Origin of the sequence: Caloramator sp. CAR-1 (assembly GCF_030546345.1) — a bacterium.
In the GTDB taxonomy this organism is placed as follows: domain Bacteria; phylum Bacillota; class Clostridia; order Clostridiales; family Caloramatoraceae; genus Caloramator; species Caloramator australicus.
This window is the reverse complement of sequence record NZ_JAUONW010000010.1, coordinates 25,416-46,664: the sequence shown is the minus strand read 5'-3', so window position 1 is coordinate 46,664 and position 21,249 is coordinate 25,416. Positions and strand designations below refer to the sequence as shown.

The window sequence follows — 21,249 nt, the reverse complement described above, 5'->3', positions numbered from 1 at the left end:
CCGTAAGGTGTGCTTTTGTCTTTTAAAATAAAATAGGAGGTTTGTTTATGAGGGTTGTTATAGATTGTATGGGTGGAGATAATGCACCTTCAGAGATTGTCAAGGGTGCTTTAATGGCAGCGAAGGAATATGATGTAGAGATAATTTTAGTAGGGGATGAAGAAGGAATAAAAAAAGAGATTAGTGAGGAATTTAAAAATATAATGAATCGATTGCAAATAATTCATACCACAGAAATCATAACTAACGATGAATCTCCAACATTAGCTATAAGAAGAAAAAAGGATTCTTCTATGGTTGTAGGATTAAAATATTTAAAGGAGGGTAAGGCTGATGCTTTTATATCAGCCGGCAGCACAGGAGCTCTTCTTGCTGGAGGTTTGTTTATAGTAGGAAGGATAGATGGCATAGATAGACCCTGTTTAGCTCCAGTAATCCCTGGGGAGAAGGGACATTTTATGCTCTTGGATTCAGGTGCAAATGCTGAATGTAAACCTAAAAACATATTGCAGTTTGGTATTATGGGAAGTATTTATTCAAAGAAGGTTTTAGGAAAGGAAAATCCAAAGGTTGGTCTTGTAAATATAGGAGCAGAAGAGGAAAAGGGAACAGAATTTATTAAGCAAAGTTTTAATCTGCTAAAGACTAGCAATTTAAACTTTATTGGCAATATTGAACCAAGGGAAATTCCAAAAGGCGAATGTGATGTTGTTTTATCAGATGGTTTTGTGGGCAATGTTATATTGAAACTTTACGAAGGAGTAGCCCAGACAATTTTTGATATTTTAAAAAGGGAAATATATTCTTCGTTAATCTATAAAATTGGTGGAGCAATTTTAAAACCTGTATTTAAAAAGTTTAAAAAAGATTTTGATTATACTGAATATGGAGGAGCAATTTTTCTTGGGGTAAATAAAGTTGTAATAAAGGCTCATGGTAGTTCAAATGCAAAGGCAATAAAAAATGCTGTAAGGCAATCTATAAATTGTGTAAAGGGTAATGTCATTGAACTTATTAGAGAAGAAATTGAAAAAAATAAAGAAGTTGATAGCTAATGTGAATATTTTTTTGAAATTGGTAATAAATAAATAAGTAAGAAAAAAATTAATAAATTTATTGACGCTTTTATGCTTTATATAATATTATATAGATGAATCCTTTGAAGGGAGGTGAATATAATGATATTCGAAAAAATAAAAGAAAGAATTTCAGACATATTAGGAGTAGATCCAGACGATATAACTATGGATTCACATTTTATTGATGATTTAGGTGCTGATTCATTAGACATAGTAGAGCTTATTATGGCTCTTGAGGAAGATTTTGATTTAGAAATTCCAGATGAGGATGCTGAAAAGTTGCAAACAGTAGGTGATGTTGTAGATTACATAAAGGAACATACCGACATATAATAGTCCCGATTATTCGGGGCTTTAAATTTTATGGAGGTTCTTATGGATAGTATAAGACGAAAACATCTTGAGGAATTTGAAAAAATAATTGAAGTAAATTTTCATGACAAAGATTTATTGAATAAGGCACTTACTCATAGTTCCTATGCTAATGAAAATGGATTAAAATATAACGACCATAATGAACGATTAGAATTTTTAGGAGACTCTGTATTGAGCTTAATAGTTAGCGAGTATATATTTAAAAAGTATAAAGATAGGCAAGAGGGTAAGTTAAGCAGAATAAGGGCAAGCGTAGTTTGTGAGTCCTCACTAGCGGAACTAGCAAGGGCAATAAAGCTTGAAAAGTATTTACGAATAGGTAAAGGTGAAGAATTAACTGGTGGTCGAAATAAAGACTCTTTGTTGGCGGATGCCACTGAAGCAGTTATTGCGGCTATATATCTAGATCAAGGATATAATAAAGCTAAAGATTTTGTTTTAAATAAATTAAAGCATAAAATACAAAACGTTGCGAGAGGAAGGGAATATATAGATTTTAAGTCTAGGCTTCAGGAATATGTGCAAAGAAATTTATTATCCACTATAAAATATGAAGTTGCAAATCAATGGGGTCCTGATCACGATAAGACGTTTGAAATAGAAGTCTACTTAGATAATATAAAATACGGTTTAGGGGTTGGCAAAAGCAAGAAGGAGGCTGAACAGATGGCAGCTAAAAATGCCCTCATTAAGTTGGGAGTAGATGTTAATGAGTAATAAGCATTATATTGTCCCAATTTTTGTTCCCCATATTGGATGTCCACATGATTGTGTGTTTTGTAATCAAAAAAAAATAACGGGAAGAGACGATCATGTCGATTATGATTATGTGATTAATAGGGCAGAGGAAGTTTTGAGCACCATCGATAAGAAAAATTCCTTTGTTGAAATATCTTTTTTCGGTGGAAGTTTTACTGGTATTCCCTTTGATTATCAGAAGGAGTTATTAAGTGCAGCCAAAAAACTTGTCGATGATGGGAAAATAGATTCAATAAGATTATCAACAAGGCCCGACTATATAAACGATACTATATTAAATAATTTAAAAGCATTTGGAGTTAAAACAATTGAATTAGGAATTCAATCTATGGATGATGAGGTTCTTAGGGCGGCAGAGAGAGGACATACTGTAGAAGATGTTTATAGAGCAGTTGAATTAATAAAGGAATTTGACTTTGAACTTGGTTTACAGATGATGATAGGACTTCCTAAGGACAATGAAGAAAAAGATATTAAAACGGCTAATGAAATAGTAAATTTAAAACCAAATTTTGTTAGAATTTATCCGGCGTTGGTAATCAAGGATACTGAGATGGAAAAGATGTTTAAAGAAGGATTATATATTCCTCTTTCATTGCAGGATGCCGTGAATATTACAAAAAAAGTGTATCTTATATTTATTAAGAACGACATAAACATTATTCGGGTTGGACTGCAGGCAAGCGAAGGAATAGCGTTAGGAAGAGATGTGGTAGCAGGGCCCTTTCATCCCGCATTTAGAGAATTGGTTGAAGGCTCTATTATATGCGATATGATACGATATATTTTTAATGAATACTTTAAGGAGTATAAGGAAATTAGAATATTTATAAATAACAAAACTATTTCTAAATTATATACAAATAGAAAATATTATTTTAATCTTTTGGTAAATGAATATAAGGACAAATCAATAAGGGTGTTTATTGATGATAATTTAAGCAGTCTTGAGGTTGTTATTGAGGCTGATACTTTAAGTAGAAAAATGTCAATAAAAGATTTTGCAAAATTTGCTAATTTAAGAAGGATTTGATGTATTTTTATAGAATATATAACAATAATTAAGAAAAAAGGGGGAATCATCATGGAAATTTTAAAAGTATCAGCTCAATCACAACCTAAAGCTGTTGCTGGAGCACTTGCTGCTGTATTGAGGGAAAGATCTACAGCAGAAATTCAAGCTGTAGGTGCCGGAGCTGTTAATCAAGCTGTAAAGGCTATAGCCATTACAAGGGGATATGTAGCACCAAATGGAATAGATCTCGTTGTAATTCCAGCCTTTTCAGAAATAGAGATTGAAGGAGAAGAAAGAACAGCAATAAAATTTATCGTTCAACCAAGATAAGACCTGCGTTGCAGGTCTATTTATTTTCCTTTATTAAAAGATTGATTTGTTTTATGAAGAATGTTATACTATACTAATGTGAGCTAATGCTGATATTTAAAATTAGCTATATGGCATTTATGGGATTTATCCTTTCGGATAAATCCCTTTAAAATATACATGAGGTGATGGGCTTTGTATTTAAAGAGCGTAGAAATAAAGGGTTTTAAATCCTTTGCAGATAAAGTTGAAGTTGAATTTACAAAAGGCATAACAGCCATCGTTGGCCCCAACGGAAGCGGAAAGAGCAATATTTGTGATGCGATAAGATGGGTGTTAGGTGAACAAAGTGCCAAGACCCTAAGAGGATCAAAGATGGAAGATGTAATTTTTGCAGGAACTGAAAATAGGAAACCCTTAAGCTTTGCGGAGGTATCTTTAATTCTTGATAACTCAGATAATATATTACCCATTGAATACAATGAAGTTAAGATAACAAGAAGGTTATATAGATCTGGTGAAAGCGAATATCTTTTAAATAACACAGTATGTAGGCTTAAAGATATTTATGAACTTCTTATGGATACTGGGATAGGGGTTGATGGCTATTCTATTATTGGACAAGGAAAAGTAGAAGAGATTTTAAGCTCAAAACCAGACGAGAGAAGATTGGTTTTTGAGGAAGCAACTGGTATAACTAAATTCAAAACAAGGAAGGCAGAAGCTGAAAGAAAATTAGAAAATACAAGGCAAAATCTTGTAAGAATTAATGATATTTTAACAGAATTAGAATCACAAATTGGTCCTTTAGAGATTCAAGCTCAAAAAGCGGAAAGGTTTTTAAGGCTAAAGGATGAATTAAAAATGATCGAAATAAATTCTATTTTGCATAATTATAATCTTATAAAACAAAAGCTTGATATTACTTTAAAGGATATAGAAGAAAATATCAACAAACTAAATTTATTAGAAAATAAAAAAGAAGAACTTGAAACAATAATTGCTGAAAAAAAACACCAATTAACAATAATCCAGGATGATTATGATAAGTCTAGTAATATTAGTTATGAATTAGAAATGTCAGTTCAAAGGACAAAATCAGAGATAGAAATTTTAAAAGAAAGAAAAGAAAATCAAAATAATGAAAAGCAAAGATTGTTAATTGAAAAAGAAAATAATAATCGGATTTTATCTGAGAAATATGATAAATTACAGAAATTAATTGCAGAAAAACAAAGGATGGATGAAAAATTAAAACTTCAAAAGAAATTAATCGAAGATATTGAAAATCAGTTAAATGAACATATTAAAGAAAATAAAGCAAATGAAAGGGTAATTGAAAACAAAAGAAATGAACTTATAGAAGTTTTAAATAGAATTTCTGAGCTCAATAATAAAATGAATTCTCTAAGTTTTATAAAGGATAATTTTAATAAGCAATATGCCAATTTAATTCAAGCAAAAAGCGGAAAAGAAGAAAAGATAAATGAATTAGAGGAAGAACTTAAGATTAAGCAAAACGAATATGAAGACATTAAGCTAAAGATAGAAGAAAACCATAAGGAACTAAATGATTTAGAATCACATCTAATTAAAATTGAAAGTGAAATTAAGCAAATAAATATGCAGATTAATTCGGCTCATCAGAACATTAAATCATGTGAAACTAAATTGAATATGCTGATAGAAATGGAAAAGGATCTTGAAGGGTATAATAAAGCTGTAAAGTCCCTCGTATATAAATATAAAAACAACGAAGGATTTTATGGAACGGTTTCAGATATAATAGAGGTTCCTAATGGCTTTGAAATATCACTGGAAGCAGCATTAGGTTCTTCCTTTCAGAATATTGTAGTTAAAGATGAAACACTGGCAAAAGAAATGATAGAATACCTTAAGAGGGAAAGATTAGGAAGGGCGACATTTTTGCCAATTACTACGGTAAAAGGTAGAGATGAGGCTGACGAGGGTAATTTTAAAGGGACAAAAGGATTTATTGGAATAGCATCTAAAATTATTAAATTTGATGCTATTTATAAAAATATCATAACAAGTCTATTAGGAAGGACATTGATTTGTGATAATATAGATAACGCCATCATCCTTGCCAAGAAAACTGATTTTAATTATAAGATAGTAACATTAGATGGCGAAATAATAAATCCTGGTGGTTCTTTAACCGGTGGAACAACTAATAAAAACCTTGGAATTTTTAAGAGAAAGAATGAAATTCATGATTTAAAGAATAAAATTGAAGACCTTAATCAAGAATTAAACAATTTAATGAAGCTGATAAAAGCAAAAGAAAGTAGTAGAGATAACTTAAATAAAAATATAGAAAATAAATCTTCAAACTTAAATATTTTAAAAATTAACGCGTCAACACAAGAAATCGATATTAAAAATTTAAAGGAGAAAATATTAGAGTTAAATAAAGACATTGAAGATATAAATGTTGAGTTAGAACAAATCAATAATCAACTAGCTAAAATAAAGCAGAACGAAAATGAATATTCGGAGGGAATAAATAAAAACAATGAAATAAAAATAAGTTTGGAAAAGGAATTGGAAGAATTAAATAAAAATTTTGTTGAGTTTGAGAAATCAAAAGAAGCTATTAATACTAAATTAACATCTGAAAAGGTAATATTTGCAGAGCTCAAAAAAGAGATGGATTCGTTAACAACAAAAATTGAAGAACTTAATATGGATTTAAAGGAATTTAAAGATAATGAGGAAAAAATAGATAGAAAAATTATAGAAATTGAAGACAAGATAAATAATTTAAATAGTCAAATATTAAATCAAAGCCAAAAGCTAAATAAGCTAAATAATGATTTAGAAGAAAACAAAAAGAAAGAAGATGAGCTTTTTAATTGCAAAAATTTAATGGCTCAAGAAATAAATAGCTTAGAGGAAGAATTTACAAAAAATAATAGGGAAATTGCAGAGCTTACAAGCATAGTTCATAAGCTTGAAATGACCCAATCAAAGCAGGAATCAGAAATAGAGTTATTAAATCAAAGGATATGGGATGAATATGAATTGACGATTCCACAGGCACAAAAGTATAAAAATGAAAACTTTAATAATTCAGATGCAAATAAAAAGATAAACTCGTTAAAGGCTCAAATAAAGGAATTAGGTGAAGTCAATATTGGTGCAATTGAGGAATTAAATAAAATAAAAGAAAGATATAATTTCTTATCAGAACAAAAAAAGGATTTAATAGAAGCAGAGGAGTCGCTGTTAGAAGTAATTAAAGACATGACTGAAAAAATGCAAAGGCAGTTTCAAACTAATTTTTCTATAATAAGGAAATATTTTAATGAAACCTTCAAGGAATTATTTGGTGGTGGATATGCTGATTTGAGAATAGATAATGGTGATGTATTAGAATCAGGAATTGAAATAATAGTTCAACCTCCTGGAAAAAAATTACAAAATATAACTTTACTCTCAGGAGGAGAAAAGGGATTATCTGCTATAGCATTAATTTTTTCGTTATTAAAATTCAAGCCTACACCATTTTGCATATTGGATGAAATTGAAGCTGCCCTTGATGATGCAAATGTATTAAGATTTGCTAACTATCTAAAAAAGTATGCAAATAACACCCAGTTTATACTGATAACTCATAGAAAGGGATCTATGAGTGCAGCTGATGCATTATATGGAGTTACTATGGAGGAAAAGGGAGTATCAAAGTTGCTTTCATTAAAATTAAAGGAGGCATAGCTATGGGCTGGTTTGAAAAACTTAAAGAAGGTTTAGTAAAGACAAGGGATAATTTAGTTCAAAAGGTAGATGCTATATTTTCATTAAATTCTAATTTAGATGAAGAATTTTATGAGGAACTTGAAGAGGCTTTAATCATGTCTGATGTTGGAGTAAAAACTACACAAGATATTATAGAGATGCTAAGAAAAAATATAAAGGATAAACGAATTTCTGATCCAGAGGATGCAAAGGAAGAACTTAAAAATATATTGATGGATATAATGCAAAGGGATAAAAATTTAAAAATTATTCCTCCCCAATTCCCTGCTGTCTTTATGGTCGTTGGTGTTAATGGTGTTGGGAAAACTACAAGTATAGGCAAATTAGCTCATTTTTTCAAAAGCAAAGGCTATAAAGTTTTATTGGCTGCAGCTGATACCTTTAGGGCAGCTGCCATTGATCAGCTAGAAGTTTGGGGACAAAGGGTTGGAGTTGATGCAATCAAGCATCAAGAAGGTTCGGATCCAGCAGCAGTAGTTTTTGATGCTCTTCAAGCAGCAAAGGCAAGGAAAGCTGATATTTTAATATGTGATACTGCTGGAAGACTTCATAATAAAAAGAATTTGATGGAGGAACTGAGAAAGATAAATAAAGTTATAGAAAGGGAAGGTGAAAACTTCTATAAAGAAACTTTTCTTGTTCTTGATGCTACCACAGGACAAAATGCTCTTTTGCAGGCAAAGGAATTTATGGATGTAAGCAATGTGAATGGTATAATATTGACAAAACTTGATGGAACAGCTAAAGGAGGAATAGTTATTGGAATAAGCAATGAATTAAATGTCCCAGTTAAAATGATAGGGGTTGGAGAAGGAATAGAAGACTTACAAGAATTTAATCCTGAAATGTTTGTAAAGGCACTATTTGATAGTGTTAAGTAAAAATACTTGACACCTTTAAAAGTTTCTGTTAGTATAATAGAGGATGATATTTATGGATAAATTAAGCTATATAACTATGCTTATGGATTTTTATGGAAATTTATTAACAGAAAAGCAAAGAATGATAATGTCCTATCATTACGAAGAGGATATGTCATTAAGTGAGATATCAGAAGTAATGAATATTTCAAGACAAGCAGTCCACGACATAATAAAAAGAAGCGAAAAGACTCTTTTGGACTATGAAAAAGAATTAGGATTAGTAGATAAATTTTTAAGACAAAAGCAAAGGCTTGTAGTTATCAAAAATTTATTATTAGAAAAGAAGGATAAAGATTTACAACCTATAATTGAACTAATAGAAGAGTTGATTGATTCCTAATTAGGAGGGCTTTTTATGGCATTTGAGGGTTTAACCCATAAATTACAGGAAACATTTAAAAAATTAAGAGGTAAGGGTAAACTTAGTGAAAAAGATGTTAAGGATGCAATGCGTGAGGTTAAGCTAGCCCTTCTTGAAGCTGATGTGAATTATAAAGTTGTTAAGGATTTTATAAATGTTGTAACAGAAAGAGCAATTGGCCAAGAGGTAATGGAAAGCCTAACCCCTGCCCAGCAGGTTATAAAGATTGTTCATGAAGAAATGATTAAACTGATGGGAGGCACTGAAAGTAAAATCAATATATCACCTAAGCCTCCTACAGTAATAATGCTTGTTGGTCTACAGGGGGCTGGAAAAACTACTATGGCAGCTAAGCTTGCTCTTCATCTTAGAAAGAACAACAAACATCCCCTATTGGTTGCTGCTGATATATACAGACCAGCTGCTATTAAGCAGCTTCAAATTCTCGGCGGACAGATTGACATTCCTGTGTTTACTTTAGGCGATAAGGTTAACCCCGTTGATATAGCAAAGGCATCTTTAGAATATGCAAAAAAGAATGCGAAGGATATAGTTATAATAGATACAGCAGGTAGACTTCATATTGATGAAGAGTTAATGCTTGAACTTGAAGGCATTAAAAAAGAGGTTAATCCAGATGAGATTCTCTTGGTTGTTGATGCTATGACAGGTCAAGATGCAGTTAATGTGGCTCAAAGTTTTAATGATAAATTAGATATAACAGGAGTTATATTAACTAAGCTAGATGGAGATACCAGAGGGGGAGCAGCGTTATCAGTTAAAGCTGTGACAGGTAAGCCCATCAAGTATGCTGGTGTTGGTGAAAAGCTGTCGGATTTAGAAATTTTTTATCCTGATAGAATGGCATCAAGAATATTAGGAATGGGCGATATATTAAGTCTAATAGAAAAAGCACAGCAGGCTATCGATGAGAAGAAAGCGCTAGAAATGCAGCAAAAATTAGAAAGACAAGAATTTACTTTGGAAGATTTTTTAGATCAGATGCAGCAAATGAAGAAATTAGGACCTTTAAAGGATTTAATTAAAATGATTCCTGGATTGGATACTAGTAAACTTGATGATATTGATTTTGAAGAAAATGAAAAGGAAATGGCAAAAATTGAGGCGATAATAAAATCTATGACTAAGGAAGAAAGAAGAAATCCTTCAATAATAAACTCTAGTCGCAAAAAAAGAATAGCAAAAGGTTCTGGAACTACTATTCAGGATGTAAATAAGTTGTTAAATAATTTTGAACAGGCGAGAAAGATGATGAAGCAGTTTTCTGATATGCAAAAACACGTGAAAAAAGGAAAATTTAAATTTCCTTTCTTTAAATAAATAATGCAACATTTTAAGGAGGTGAAATTATGGCAGTTAAGATGAGACTTAGAAGGATGGGTGCAAAGAAAGCTCCATTCTACAGAATTGTAGTAGCAGATTCAAGATCACCAAGAGATGGTAGATTTATAGAAGAAATAGGATATTATAATCCTACAACAGAACCTGCAGATATTAAAATCGATGCAGAAAAGGCTAAAAAGTGGCTTTCAAATGGTGCACAGCCAACAGATACAGTAAGAAGCCTTTTAAAGAAGGCAGGCATCATATAATAAAGGGGTGCTTGACATGAAGGAGCTTGTTGAAGTTATAGCTAAAGCTCTTGTAGACAATCCTGATGCCGTTGTTGTAAATGAAATCTCAGGTGAGCAATCAGTAATAATTGAGCTTAAGGTTGCACCTGAAGACATGGGAAAAGTTATAGGAAAACAAGGCAGAATAGCAAGGGCTATTAGAACTGTTGTAAAAGCTGCAGCAACAAAGGTAAATAAAAGAGTAGTTGTGGAAATAATATAAAGAGTTAGGGTTATCCTAACTCTTTTTAACTATTAATAAAAGGGTGATGTTATGATTAAATATTTAAAGATTGGAAAGATTATAAATACCCACGGAATTAAAGGCGAAGTTAAAATTTATCCCTTGACGGATGATGTTAAAAGGTTTGATAAACTTAAATTTGTTTTTTTCAAAAGAGGGGATTTATATGAAAAAGTTAATGTTCAAGGGTTAAAATATTTTAAAAATCTTGTTATTTTAAAACTGGAAGGCATAGACGATATGAATGCGGCTGAAAAAATCAAAAATGATTATATTTACATCGATAGAGAAAATGCTGTAGAATTACCTGAGGATACATATTTTATTGCAGACTTAATTGGTATGGATGTTGTGAACATAGAAACTGATGAAAAAATAGGCAGGATTATATCAGTGTTTTCTACAGGAAGCAACGATGTATATGAGATTAAAATGGATAATGGTAAAATTATTTTAATCCCTGCTATTAAAGATGTAGTAAAGCATGTAGATGTCGAAAATTCTTTAATGAAAATAAAACTTATTGAGGGATTAATATGATATTTGATGTGTTAACTTTATTTCCTGAAATGTTTGATGCTCTAAACTATAGCATAATAGGTAGAGCACAAGAGAAAAAACTTATAACAATTAATCTTTACAATATTCGAAATTATACCACTAACAAACATAAAAAAGTAGATGATTACCCTTATGGTGGCGGTGCAGGGATGGTAATGCAGGCAGAGCCGATATATAATTGTGTAGACGATATTAAAGAGACTTATGGCTATAAACCATACACGGTTTTCCTTACTCCCCGTGGTAAGCGGTATAATCAAGAGCTTGCTAAGGAGCTTTCTAACAGAAAACATATTATGTTAATTTGCGGGCATTATGAAGGAATAGATGAGAGAATAATGCCCCTTGTAGATCTTGAGATATCAATAGGTGATTTTGTTTTAACGGGTGGAGAACTGGCAAGTATGATTATTATTGATTCTGTCTCAAGGCTGGTTCCGGGAGTTCTATCGACTAATGTTAGTTTTGAAAATGAATCCTTCTATAATGGTCTTTTAGAATATCCCCAATATACAAGACCAAGGGAGTTTAGAGGCATGAAAGTTCCAGAGGTTCTATTGTCTGGAAATCATAAGGATATTGATGAATGGAGAAGATACCAATCTTTAAAGCTAACGTATATAAAAAGACCGGATTTGCTGAAAAATGCAGAATTGACAAAGGAAGATTTAAGAATGCTTAATATGATTAAAAAAGAAATAGAAATGGAAAAAGAAATGTAAAATATTATTGCCAAAACAAGCAATGTATGTTATAATAAACCCTGTGTGAAAACGGGCGTTCCTCTAGGTATGTCTATGAACGTCTAGGAAGGAAGGAGGGAAATGCTGTGGATATAATTAGAGCAATTGAGCAAGAACAAATAAGAAAGGACCTTCCAAAATTCAATGTTGGTGATACGGTAAGGGTTCACGTAAAGGTAAAAGAAGGTAACAGAGAAAGAATCCAAGTTTTTGAAGGAATCGTTTTAAAGAGACAAAATGGAAGCATAAGAGAAACATTTACTGTAAGAAGAATTTCTTACGGTGTAGGTGTTGAAAGAACTTTCCCAGTTCATTCACCAATTATTGACAAGATAGAAGTTATAAGAAGAGGTAAAGTTAGAAGAGCTAAGCTTTATTACCTCAGAAAGAAAGTTGGTAAAGCAGCAACTAAAGTTAAAGAAATTATCGAATAAAGAGACTGTTCAGCAGTCTCTTTTTTAATTATATATTTTATTTAAGGGAATAATTATTAATAAATAAGCCTAAGGAGGCATAAAAATGAATATACAATGGTATCCTGGACATATGGTAAAAACTAAAAGGCTAATCGCAGATTCATTGAAGCTTATCGATGTTGTTTTAGAACTTTTAGATGCGAGGATTCCTATAAGTAGCAAAAATCCCGATGTTGATTCGATAATAAAAAATAAACCTAGGATTATATTACTAAATAAGTCAGAGCTTGCAGATCCTTTGATTACGAAGGAATGGATTACATACTACAAGAATAACGGAATTTCGGCACTTGACATAGATTGTATTTCAGGTAAAAATATTAATAAAATATATCCATTAATGAAAGAAATATTAAAGGATAAAATAGAAAGAACACAGCAAAAGGGAATAATCGGTAGGCCAATAAGGGCCCTAGTTCTTGGCATACCTAATGTTGGAAAATCTACATTTATAAATAAAATTGCAAAGAAATCCTCAGCTCAAACTGGTGATAGACCGGGTGTAACAAAAAATAAACAATGGATTAAAGTTAATAAAGAATTTGAACTTTTGGATACTCCAGGAATATTATGGCCTAAATTTGATGATGAAAAAGTTGCCTTACATTTAGCATATGTGAAATCCATTAAAGAAGAGATACTTGATGTCGTTGAATTGAGTATTAAATTTTTAAATGAAATAAAACAAATTTCCCCAAAGGTATTAGAGGAAAGATATAAGGTGAATGTCATAGATGATGTCTATGCCCTGCTAACTGAAATAGGTAAAAAAAGAGGATGCGTTGTTTCGGGGGGCGAGGTTGACCTTTATAGGACTGCTAATATAATTTTAGAAGATTTTAGAGCTGCGAAACTAGGAAGAATTTCTCTTGAATTACCAATGGATATGATGGATGGAGTTGAAGCGAATGAATAATATAAAGGACATAGAGGACATGCTTAAAGAATGCAAAAATTTGGATGAGTTTTACCGCATAAAAAATAAAATTATGGAAAATGAAAGGAAAAAGAGTATATACAAAATTTTAGACAAATATGAAAGGGATTTAAATAATAAGGTATTATTAGAAAAAGAGTATCAAAAGCGTTGTAAGTATGAAAATGAATTAATTAAAAATTATAAATTTATAGCAGGTATTGATGAGGTAGGAAGGGGACCACTAGCAGGGCCCGTTTATGCTGCTGCAGTTATTTTAGACTTTGAAAATCCAATACTAGGAATAAAGGATTCAAAGAAATTAACTGAAAAACAAAGATTAGAGCTCTATGAAAAAATAAAAACAGAAGCACTTGCCTATTCCTTAGGATATGCAACAGTTGAAGAAATAGATGAACTTAATATACTTGAAGCGACAAAATTAGCCATGTTAAGAGCTATAGAAGGGCTCAAAATAAAACCAGATATTATTATGATAGATGCATTAAAACTCGATATAGATGTTCCACAAATATCGATTATAAAGGGAGATGATTTATCAGTTTCAATTGGGGCAGCATCGATTATAGCTAAAGTAGAAAGGGATTTTTATATGCAAAAAGCCTCAATTCAGTATCCCTTATATAATTTTGCTCAAAATAAAGGATATGGCACAAAAGAACATATTGAAGCAATAAAAAAATATGGTCCTTGTGAGATACATAGAAGGACTTTTATAAGAAATATTATCGGGTGATCTTATGTTTAATAAAAAAAAGCTTGGAAATTTAGGTGAGGAAATTGCTTCAAGGTATTTAATTAATAAAGGGTATCTAATTATACAAAAAAATTTTAGAACAAAGTTTGGTGAAATAGATATAATTGCAAGGGATGGAAGGTATCTTGTATTTATTGAAGTAAAATTGCGTAAAAGCTTAAACCTTGGATATCCTAGGGAAGCAGTAGATTATTATAAACAACAAAGAATTAGAAATTTAGCAAATCTATATTTAGCTAAAAAAAGAATAAAGGATGCCTTCATTAGATTTGATGTAGTTGAAATAATGCTGGATGAAAATGAAAATGTAAAATCTATATATTTAATTCAAAACGCCTTTGAATGAAAATGATCCTAATTTTTACTAGGATCATTTTTTTTATGTTTAAAAATAATAATATAGGAAATAATTGTTTTTAGAAAAAAATGTAGCTAGAGGTGAAAAAATGATTAGCAAGGTGTTTTCTTTGTCATTAATGGGAATAGATGGATTTGTTGTTGAGGTTGAGGTGGATTTGAATGGAGGATTACCTTCAATTAATATGGTGGGGCTACCTGATACGGTGGTTAAAGAATCAAAAGAAAGGGTAAAGTCTGCTATAAAAAATTCAGGCTTTAAAATGGAACCTGCAAGGATAACAATTAATTTTGCACCTGCAGATTTAAAGAAGGAAGGAACACATCTTGATCTTGCAATAGCTGTTGGGATTTTGAGCTGTATGAATGAAATAAATTATAAAAATACTTTAGGATGTGCTTTTATTGGAGAATTGTCATTAAACGGTGAAATAAGAGGGGTAAGGGGAGTCTTGCCTATGGTATTAGAGGCAAGAAAAACCTTCAAAAAAATTTTTATACCACAAGAAAATTTGGGGGAAGTTGATTTTATCGAGGACATCAAAATATATCCTGTTAGCAATTTAAATGAGGTTGTAGATATATTAAACAATAATATAGATTACAACTACATGCCAATGAAAAATAATTATTGTGAAGTAAAATATGACTTGGATTTTAGCGAGGTTAGAGGACAAAAATATGTTAAAAGGGCTGTAGAAATTGCAGCCAGCGGAGGACATAATGTCCTCATGATTGGTCCTCCAGGAAGTGGTAAAACTATGATAGCTCAAAGAATTCCAACTATTCTGCCTGAACTTACTATAGATGAAGCAATAGAAGTTACAAAAATTTATAGTATTGCAGGACTTTTGAAGGAAAAGGGAAAGCTAATATTAACACCACCTTTTAGAAGTCCACATCATACAGTCTCCTTTGCGTCCTTTATAGGTGGAGGAGGTAATCCAACACCAGGTGAAGTTTCGCTAGCCCATAATGGGGTATTGTTTTTAGATGAGTTTCCCGAATTTAGAAGGGATGTAATAGAGTCATTAAGACAGCCCCTAGAGGACGGTTCGGTTTTGATTTCAAGAGTTAAAGGAAAGATAAATTATCCAGCAAGAATAATGCTTGTGGCAAGCATGAATCCCTGTCCATGTGGTTACTATGGATATCCGTATAGACAGTGCCATTGTTCAGAAAACCAAATTAGAAATTATTTTAATCGCATATCTGGTCCTATTCTTGATAGAATAGATATACAAATTTCTGTAGAACAGATAAATTATGAGGATTTAAGTGGCAAAAAAGCTGAAGAATCATCATTAGAAATAAGAAAAAGAGTTATCAAAGCAAGAAAAATTCAGATAGAAAGATTTAAAGAAGATGGAATTTATACAAATGCACAAATGAAGAATAAACATATAAATAAATATTGTGCTTTTAGCAAAGCAGCAAGTAAAGTTCTTGAGAAGGCTTATAAAAACTTAAAACTAAGTTCAAGGGGTTATACAAAAATAATAAAGATTTCAAGAACTATTGCAGATATGGATGGAAGTGAAATAATAAATGAAGATCATGTATCAGAAGCAGTTCAGTATCGAATTTTAGATAATAAGATATACAAATAAGGTGAGAAGAATGGATAAAGAAAAGTTTCTAAAATTATGGTTTATGAATTTACCTATAAAGGATGAACTGAAGATAAAATTGCTGACCATAGGAATAGGTTTAGATGAAATATATGAAATGAATAGAAAGGATTGGATGGATTTAGGTTTAAATATTTATGAAGCTGATGAAGCTTTAAATGTAAAAAAGAGAGAAAAAGAAATATATGATCAAGTTAAATTTTTATTAGACAATAAATTAACTTTAGCTCTATTTAATGATGATGGATACCCAATGAAACTTAAAAACATATATGACCCTCCAGCAGGATTATTTATTAAAGGTAACATAATAGACTATGCTAATACTTTGGCGATAGTGGGTTCAAGGAAGGCTACTAATTATGGTTTAACAGTAGCCTATAAATTTTCTAGGGATATCAGTAGATACGGAATAAAAATTATCAGCGGATTAGCGAAAGGAATAGATACGGCGGCTCACTTAGGATGCTTAGATGCTGATGGAGTAACTATAGGAGTTTTAGGCAATGGGTTTAAATTTATTTATCCTATTTCAAATAAAGAAGTTATTAACAGAATTGCTATTAAAGGTGCAGTATTGACTGAATTTTTACCAGATGAAAAACCTTTTCCTCAAAACTTCCCAAGGAGAAACAGAATAATAAGTGGTCTTGCAGATTTTGTATTAGTAGTTGAAGCAACAGATAGAAGTGGATCTCTTATAACAGCTAGGTTGGCATTAGAGCAGGGTAAAGATGTGTTTGCAGTTCCAGGGAATATATTTAGCATAAATAGTGTTGGAACTAACAATTTGATAAAAGATGGGGCAAAATTAGTATCTAATATTGAAGACATACTTTCAGAATATGGAATAAGCTTGAAAAATAACTTATATTTTGGGTATAATGAATTGGAATTAACAATAATAAATATATTAAAAATAGGAGCAATTACTATAGAAGAGCTATTGGAAAGAATCGATATGGAGGCAAATGAGGTTCTGAAAACCATAGGTAAACTCGAATGCAATGGAATAATTAGAAGAACATTTGGAAATTATATTACTTTAAATGATTAATTAAGTATAGAATTTTTTAGAAGATTTTGTTATAATACTAATACTTATGTAAAGCTGGAGGGGATAAAATGTCGCAGTCTTTGGTTATTGTTGAATCACCAGCTAAAGCAAAGACGATTAGTAAATTTTTGGGTAAAAATTTTAAAGTAAAAGCATCGATGGGACATATTAGAGATTTACCTAAAAGCCAACTTGGTGTTGATATAGAAAATAATTATGAACCTAAGTATATAACTATAAGGGGTAAAGGAGATCTAATTGATGAATTAAAGAAAGAAGCAAAAAAAGCCTCGAAGGTATACATAGCTACGGACCCGGATAGAGAAGGGGAAGCTATTTCATGGCATCTTGCATATATATTAGGTTTAGATATTTCTGAAAAATGTAGAGTTGAATTTCATGAAATAACAAAAAAGGCAGTGGTGAATGCGATAAAAAATCCAAGGGATATAAATATGAATTTAGTAAATGCACAACAAGCAAGAAGAATTTTGGATAGGCTTGTTGGTTATGAAATTAGTCCGGTATTATGGAAAAAAATTAAATGGGGACTTAGTGCAGGTAGAGTTCAATCTGTTGCTGTTAGATTAATTTGTGATAGAGAAAAGGAAATAAGGGAATTTGTTCAAGAAGAATATTGGACAATAACTGCTACTTTAAAAAATGGAGATAGGGTTTTAGATGCTAAATTGATATCCTTTGGAGATGAAAAACTAAAAATCACTAATAAAGAGCAGGCAGACGAGATAATAAAAAGGTTGACTGGCAAGATTTTTTATGTAAATGAGGTTAAAAAACAAGAGAGAAGAAAAAACCCATTTCCACCCTTTACAACGTCGACATTGCAACAGGAGGCATACAAAAAGTTAAATTTTTCAACTAAAAAAACGATGCAAATTGTCCAACAACTTTATGAAGGAATCGAGATAAAGGGGGAAGGATCGGTTGGTCTTATTACTTATATGAGAACTGACTCAGTAAGAATCTCAGATGAAGCAAAAAAGATAACCCGAGATTTTATAAAGGATAATTATGGAACTGAATTTGTGCCTTCTACTGAGAGGACATATAAATCAAAAGGTGGAGCCCAAGATGCTCATGAGGCGATAAGACCTACATCTGTTGAAAGAACTCCAGATAGAATAAAAAATTCCTTAACGAATGATCAATATAAATTATACAAATTAATATGGGAGAGATTTGTAGCAAGCCAAATGGCAGATGCTATTTATGATACTATGAGCATTGAGTTTGAATCTGAAAATTATATATTTAAGTCGAGTGGTAGTATATTAAAATTTTCAGGCTTTTTAAGTGTATATAGAACTGATGAAGAGGAAGAAGATAAATTATTACCTGATGTGAAAGAAAAAGAGGAGTTTCAACCTGTAGCAATTGAACCTAAACAACATTTTACTCAACCACCGTCAAGATATACCGAAGCTACATTAGTAAAGGCATTAGAGGAAAATGGCATTGGAAGGCCAAGCACCTATGCACCTATTATAACAACGATACTAGAAAGAAAATATGTTGAAAGGGATAAAAAGTTCTTAAAGCCTACCGAATTAGGGGAAATCGTAACAGAGCTTCTTAAAGAATATTTTTCAGATATAGTTGATATAGATTTTACAGCTGAAATGGAGAACAAATTAGATGAAGTAGAACAGGGTAAGGAAAATTGGATTGACATAGTCGATGGGTTTTATAAACCGTTAAAGGAAAAAATTAAAATTGCAGAGGAGAAAATCGGAAAAATAAAAATAGAAGAGAAGGTCGAGGAAACTGATATAAAATGTGAAAAATGTGGAAGAAATATGGTTATAAAATCAGGAAAGTTTGGAAGGTTTTTGGCGTGTCCTGGTTATCCCGAATGTAAGAATGCCAAACCATTGGTTGAAGAAATCGATGTTTTATGTCCTTTATGTGGTAACAAAATTATCGTAAAAAAATCTAAATCGGGAAAGATGTTTTACGGTTGTAGCAATTATCCAGAATGTAAGTTTGCAAGTTGGTATAAGCCTGTTAATATGAGATGTCCTAAATGCGGAAAAGTATTATATGAAAGAAAGCAAAAGGATAAGACTATTTATTTTTGTGATGATAAAGAATGTGGTTATGTAGAAGAAAAGTGATTTTTTATTGATATTTTAAAAATTTTGTGATATATTATACTTAATTGTTGAAACAATTTAGACAATTCATAAAATTACAAAAAATGATTTTTTAAAAATTTATATTTTTTTAACAAAAAATTAATGAAATGACTAGGGGAAGGTGCTAAAATGTTTAAGGCGACTACAATAGTTGCAGTTAAGGATCAAGATAGGGTTGCCATAGCTGGGGATGGACAGGTAACTTTTGGGGAAAATACGATAATTAAGAGCACTGCTAAAAAAATAAGGAAGATTTATAAAGATTCAGTTTTAATTGGTTTTGCTGGTTCAGTAGCTGATGCTTTTACGCTTTCTGAAAAATTTGAAGAAAAGTTGGAACAAACAAATGGCAATCTAAAAAAGGCTGCAGTTGAATTAGCCAGTTTGTGGAGAAGTGATAAAATCTTAAGAAGGCTAGAGGCACTGATGATAGCTGCCAATAAAGATACTATTCTAATTATTTCTGGAAATGGTGAAGTTATAGAGCCAGATGATGGTATAGCCGCTGTAGGATCTGGGGCAATGTATGCCTTAGCTGCAGCAAGGGCTCTAAAGAGAAATACAAAACTTTCGCCTGAGGAAATAGTAAGAGAATCGTTAATCATTGCCTCTGAGATTTGTGTTTATACAAATAATAATATCGTTGTCGAATCTATATAACTTCCCTAAAAAGGGGGGACAAAGATGAACAATATGACTCCAAAGGAAATAGTAAAGGAGCTTGACAAATATATTATTGGACAAGATGAAGCTAAGAAAAAGGTGGCAATTGCCTTAAGAAATAGATACCGAAGAAGGATGCTAACTTCGGATATTAAAGATGATATTATGCCTAAAAATATATTAATGATAGGTCCTACAGGTGTAGGAAAGACTGAGATTGCAAGGAGGCTTGCAAAATTAGTTAAAGCTCCTTTTATTAAAGTAGAAGCAACAAAGTTTACTGAAGTTGGCTATGTTGGCCGTGATGTTGATTCAATGATAAGAGACTTGATGGAGGAATCAATTAGAATAGTTAAAGAAGAAAAAATGAATGAAGTAAATGAAAAGGCGTTAGCCTTAGCAAAAGAAAGAGTGTTAAATATACTAGCTCCTCTTCCAAATAAAAAGTCAAATGTAAAAAATCCCTTTGAGTTTATTTTTGGTTTTCAACAGGAGACTAAACCAGTTGAGATAGAAGAAATAGATGAAAATGATTTACAATTAAAAAGAGATCAGATTTTAAAGCAATTGGAAGCTGGTTTGTTAGATGATGTGATAATAGAAATTGAAATCGAAGATAACAATTTAATGCCGGTTGAGATTATTGCAGGATCAAATTTAGAAGGCATGAATATCAATTTCAATGAAATTTTTGGAGACCTTTTTCCTAAAAAGAAAAAAAAGAAAAAAGTCAAAATAAGGGAAGCTATAAGGATATTTTCACAAGAAGAGGCTTCTAAATTAATCGATATGGATTTAGTTATTGAAGAGGCTAAAAGAAGAGCAGAAGAAGATGGGATAGTTTTTATAGATGAGATTGATAAAATAGCAAGTAGGAGTAAAGGCAGCGGACCTGATGTTTCTAGGGAAGGGGTTCAAAGGGACATTTTACCAATAGTTGAGGGAAGCACTGTTAATACAAAGTATGGCCCAATAAAAACTGACTATATATTATTTATAGCAGCTGGAGCCTTCCATGTCTCTAAAGTAACTGATTTGATACCAGAACTTCAGGGAAGATTTCCTGTTAGAGTTGAATTGAAAGACCTAACTAAACAAGATTTCAAAGAAATACTTGTTAAACCTAAAAACGCTATAATAAAGCAATATATTGAATTGTTAAAGGTAGATGGTGTAGAGTTAGAATTTGTGGATGATGGTATTGATGAGATTGCACAGGCAGCCTTTATAATGAATCAGCAACAGGAAAATATAGGTGCTCGAAGGCTTCATACTGTTATTGAAGAAATTTTAGAGGATATATCATTTGAGGCTCCGGATCTTCCAAAAAAAATAATTATAGATAGAGATTATGTAAAAAATAAACTTAAGGATCTATACAAACAACATGATACATCAAAATTTATTATATAAAGAAAGGATGGTAATGAAG

General features: G+C 31.4%; 22 protein-coding genes. All 22 read left to right on the top strand.

The genetic code is table 11. The features are described from left to right. The first annotated feature begins 47 nt into the window (after positions 1–47). Entirely contained in the window at positions 48–1,055 is a 1,008-nt protein-coding gene (gene plsX, locus Q3V94_RS03350) for a phosphate acyltransferase PlsX (RefSeq protein ID WP_303525130.1), read from the top strand. A 123-nt stretch (positions 1,056–1,178) separates the two neighbouring features. Continuing rightward, positions 1,179–1,412 carry an acyl carrier protein gene (gene acpP / locus Q3V94_RS03345; protein WP_008908188.1) on the top strand — a complete coding sequence of 78 codons (234 nt, stop codon included), beginning with the start codon at positions 1,179–1,181 and terminating at the stop codon, positions 1,410–1,412. Between the two features lie 42 nt (positions 1,413–1,454). Then, positions 1,455–2,171, top strand: a complete 717-nt coding sequence (rnc, locus tag Q3V94_RS03340; protein WP_274767741.1) for a ribonuclease III — start codon at positions 1,455–1,457, stop codon at positions 2,169–2,171. Continuing rightward, positions 2,164–3,246, top strand: a complete 1,083-nt coding sequence (locus tag Q3V94_RS03335) for an elongator complex protein 3 (protein ID WP_008908190.1) — start codon at positions 2,164–2,166, stop codon at positions 3,244–3,246. Before rnc ends, Q3V94_RS03335 begins: the two co-directional genes overlap by 8 nt. 51 nt (positions 3,247–3,297) lie before the next feature. Then, a complete protein-coding gene (locus Q3V94_RS03330) occupies positions 3,298–3,558 on the top strand; it encodes a stage V sporulation protein S (RefSeq protein ID WP_008908191.1) in 261 nt (86 codons plus the stop codon). Positions 3,559–3,732: 174 nt separating this feature from the next. Beyond that, on the top strand, positions 3,733–7,275 hold the full coding sequence (gene smc / locus Q3V94_RS03325) for a chromosome segregation protein SMC (protein WP_303525124.1): 3,543 nt from the start codon (positions 3,733–3,735) through the stop codon (positions 7,273–7,275). Continuing rightward, the gene (ftsY, locus tag Q3V94_RS03320; protein WP_303525173.1) at positions 7,272–8,198 is read left to right on the top strand and encodes a signal recognition particle-docking protein FtsY; all 927 of its coding nucleotides are present in this window, start codon (positions 7,272–7,274) and stop codon (positions 8,196–8,198) included. Before smc ends, ftsY begins: the two co-directional genes overlap by 4 nt. Positions 8,199–8,250: 52 nt before the next feature. Beyond that, a complete protein-coding gene (locus tag Q3V94_RS03315) occupies positions 8,251–8,580 on the top strand; it encodes a putative DNA-binding protein (protein WP_008908194.1) in 330 nt (109 codons plus the stop codon). A 15-nt stretch (positions 8,581–8,595) separates the two neighbouring features. Then, positions 8,596–9,942, top strand: a complete 1,347-nt coding sequence (ffh, locus tag Q3V94_RS03310) for a signal recognition particle protein (RefSeq protein WP_303525122.1) — start codon at positions 8,596–8,598, stop codon at positions 9,940–9,942. A gap of 29 nt (positions 9,943–9,971) precedes the next feature. Then, complete coding sequence (gene rpsP / locus Q3V94_RS03305; RefSeq protein WP_008907558.1) at positions 9,972–10,214, top strand: 30S ribosomal protein S16; 243 nt, start codon at positions 9,972–9,974, stop codon at positions 10,212–10,214. Between the two features lie 16 nt (positions 10,215–10,230). Next, positions 10,231–10,458 carry a KH domain-containing protein gene (locus Q3V94_RS03300; protein ID WP_008907559.1) on the top strand — a complete coding sequence of 76 codons (228 nt, stop codon included), beginning with the start codon at positions 10,231–10,233 and terminating at the stop codon, positions 10,456–10,458. Between the two features lie 51 nt (positions 10,459–10,509). Beyond that, a complete protein-coding gene (gene rimM / locus Q3V94_RS03295; RefSeq protein WP_274767735.1) occupies positions 10,510–11,019 on the top strand; it encodes a ribosome maturation factor RimM in 510 nt (169 codons plus the stop codon). Continuing rightward, on the top strand, positions 11,016–11,762 hold the full coding sequence (gene trmD, locus Q3V94_RS03290; RefSeq protein WP_303525119.1) for a tRNA (guanosine(37)-N1)-methyltransferase TrmD: 747 nt from the start codon (positions 11,016–11,018) through the stop codon (positions 11,760–11,762). Before rimM ends, trmD begins: the two co-directional genes overlap by 4 nt. 107 nt (positions 11,763–11,869) lie before the next feature. Continuing rightward, positions 11,870–12,217 (top strand): 50S ribosomal protein L19, encoded by a 348-nt coding sequence (gene rplS, locus Q3V94_RS03285; RefSeq protein ID WP_008909018.1) that lies wholly within the window; start codon positions 11,870–11,872, stop codon positions 12,215–12,217. A gap of 85 nt (positions 12,218–12,302) precedes the next feature. Next, positions 12,303–13,175, top strand: coding sequence for a ribosome biogenesis GTPase YlqF (ylqF, locus tag Q3V94_RS03280; RefSeq protein ID WP_303525118.1), 873 nt, complete (start codon positions 12,303–12,305; stop codon positions 13,173–13,175). Beyond that, positions 13,168–13,932, top strand: a complete 765-nt coding sequence (locus tag Q3V94_RS03275; RefSeq protein WP_303525117.1) for a ribonuclease HII — start codon at positions 13,168–13,170, stop codon at positions 13,930–13,932. The genes ylqF and Q3V94_RS03275 overlap by 8 nt, the downstream gene beginning before the upstream one ends. 4 nt (positions 13,933–13,936) lie before the next feature. After that, positions 13,937–14,299 (top strand): YraN family protein, encoded by a 363-nt coding sequence (locus Q3V94_RS03270; RefSeq protein ID WP_303525115.1) that lies wholly within the window; start codon positions 13,937–13,939, stop codon positions 14,297–14,299. 64 nt (positions 14,300–14,363) lie between these two features. Then, positions 14,364–15,920: a YifB family Mg chelatase-like AAA ATPase gene (locus Q3V94_RS03265; RefSeq protein ID WP_303525113.1), complete on the top strand. Its 1,557-nt coding sequence runs from the start codon at positions 14,364–14,366 to the stop codon at positions 15,918–15,920. A gap of 10 nt (positions 15,921–15,930) precedes the next feature. Continuing rightward, positions 15,931–16,998, top strand: coding sequence for a DNA-processing protein DprA (gene dprA, locus Q3V94_RS03260; protein WP_303525111.1), 1,068 nt, complete (start codon positions 15,931–15,933; stop codon positions 16,996–16,998). A gap of 68 nt (positions 16,999–17,066) precedes the next feature. Next, positions 17,067–19,133, top strand: coding sequence for a type I DNA topoisomerase (gene topA, locus Q3V94_RS03255; RefSeq protein WP_303525109.1), 2,067 nt, complete (start codon positions 17,067–17,069; stop codon positions 19,131–19,133). Between the two features lie 150 nt (positions 19,134–19,283). Further along, positions 19,284–19,814, top strand: a complete 531-nt coding sequence (hslV, locus tag Q3V94_RS03250) for an ATP-dependent protease subunit HslV (protein WP_303525108.1) — start codon at positions 19,284–19,286, stop codon at positions 19,812–19,814. A 24-nt stretch (positions 19,815–19,838) separates the two neighbouring features. Next, positions 19,839–21,230, top strand: coding sequence for an ATP-dependent protease ATPase subunit HslU (hslU, locus tag Q3V94_RS03245; RefSeq protein ID WP_303525107.1), 1,392 nt, complete (start codon positions 19,839–19,841; stop codon positions 21,228–21,230). Positions 21,231–21,249: the final 19 nt, after the last annotated feature.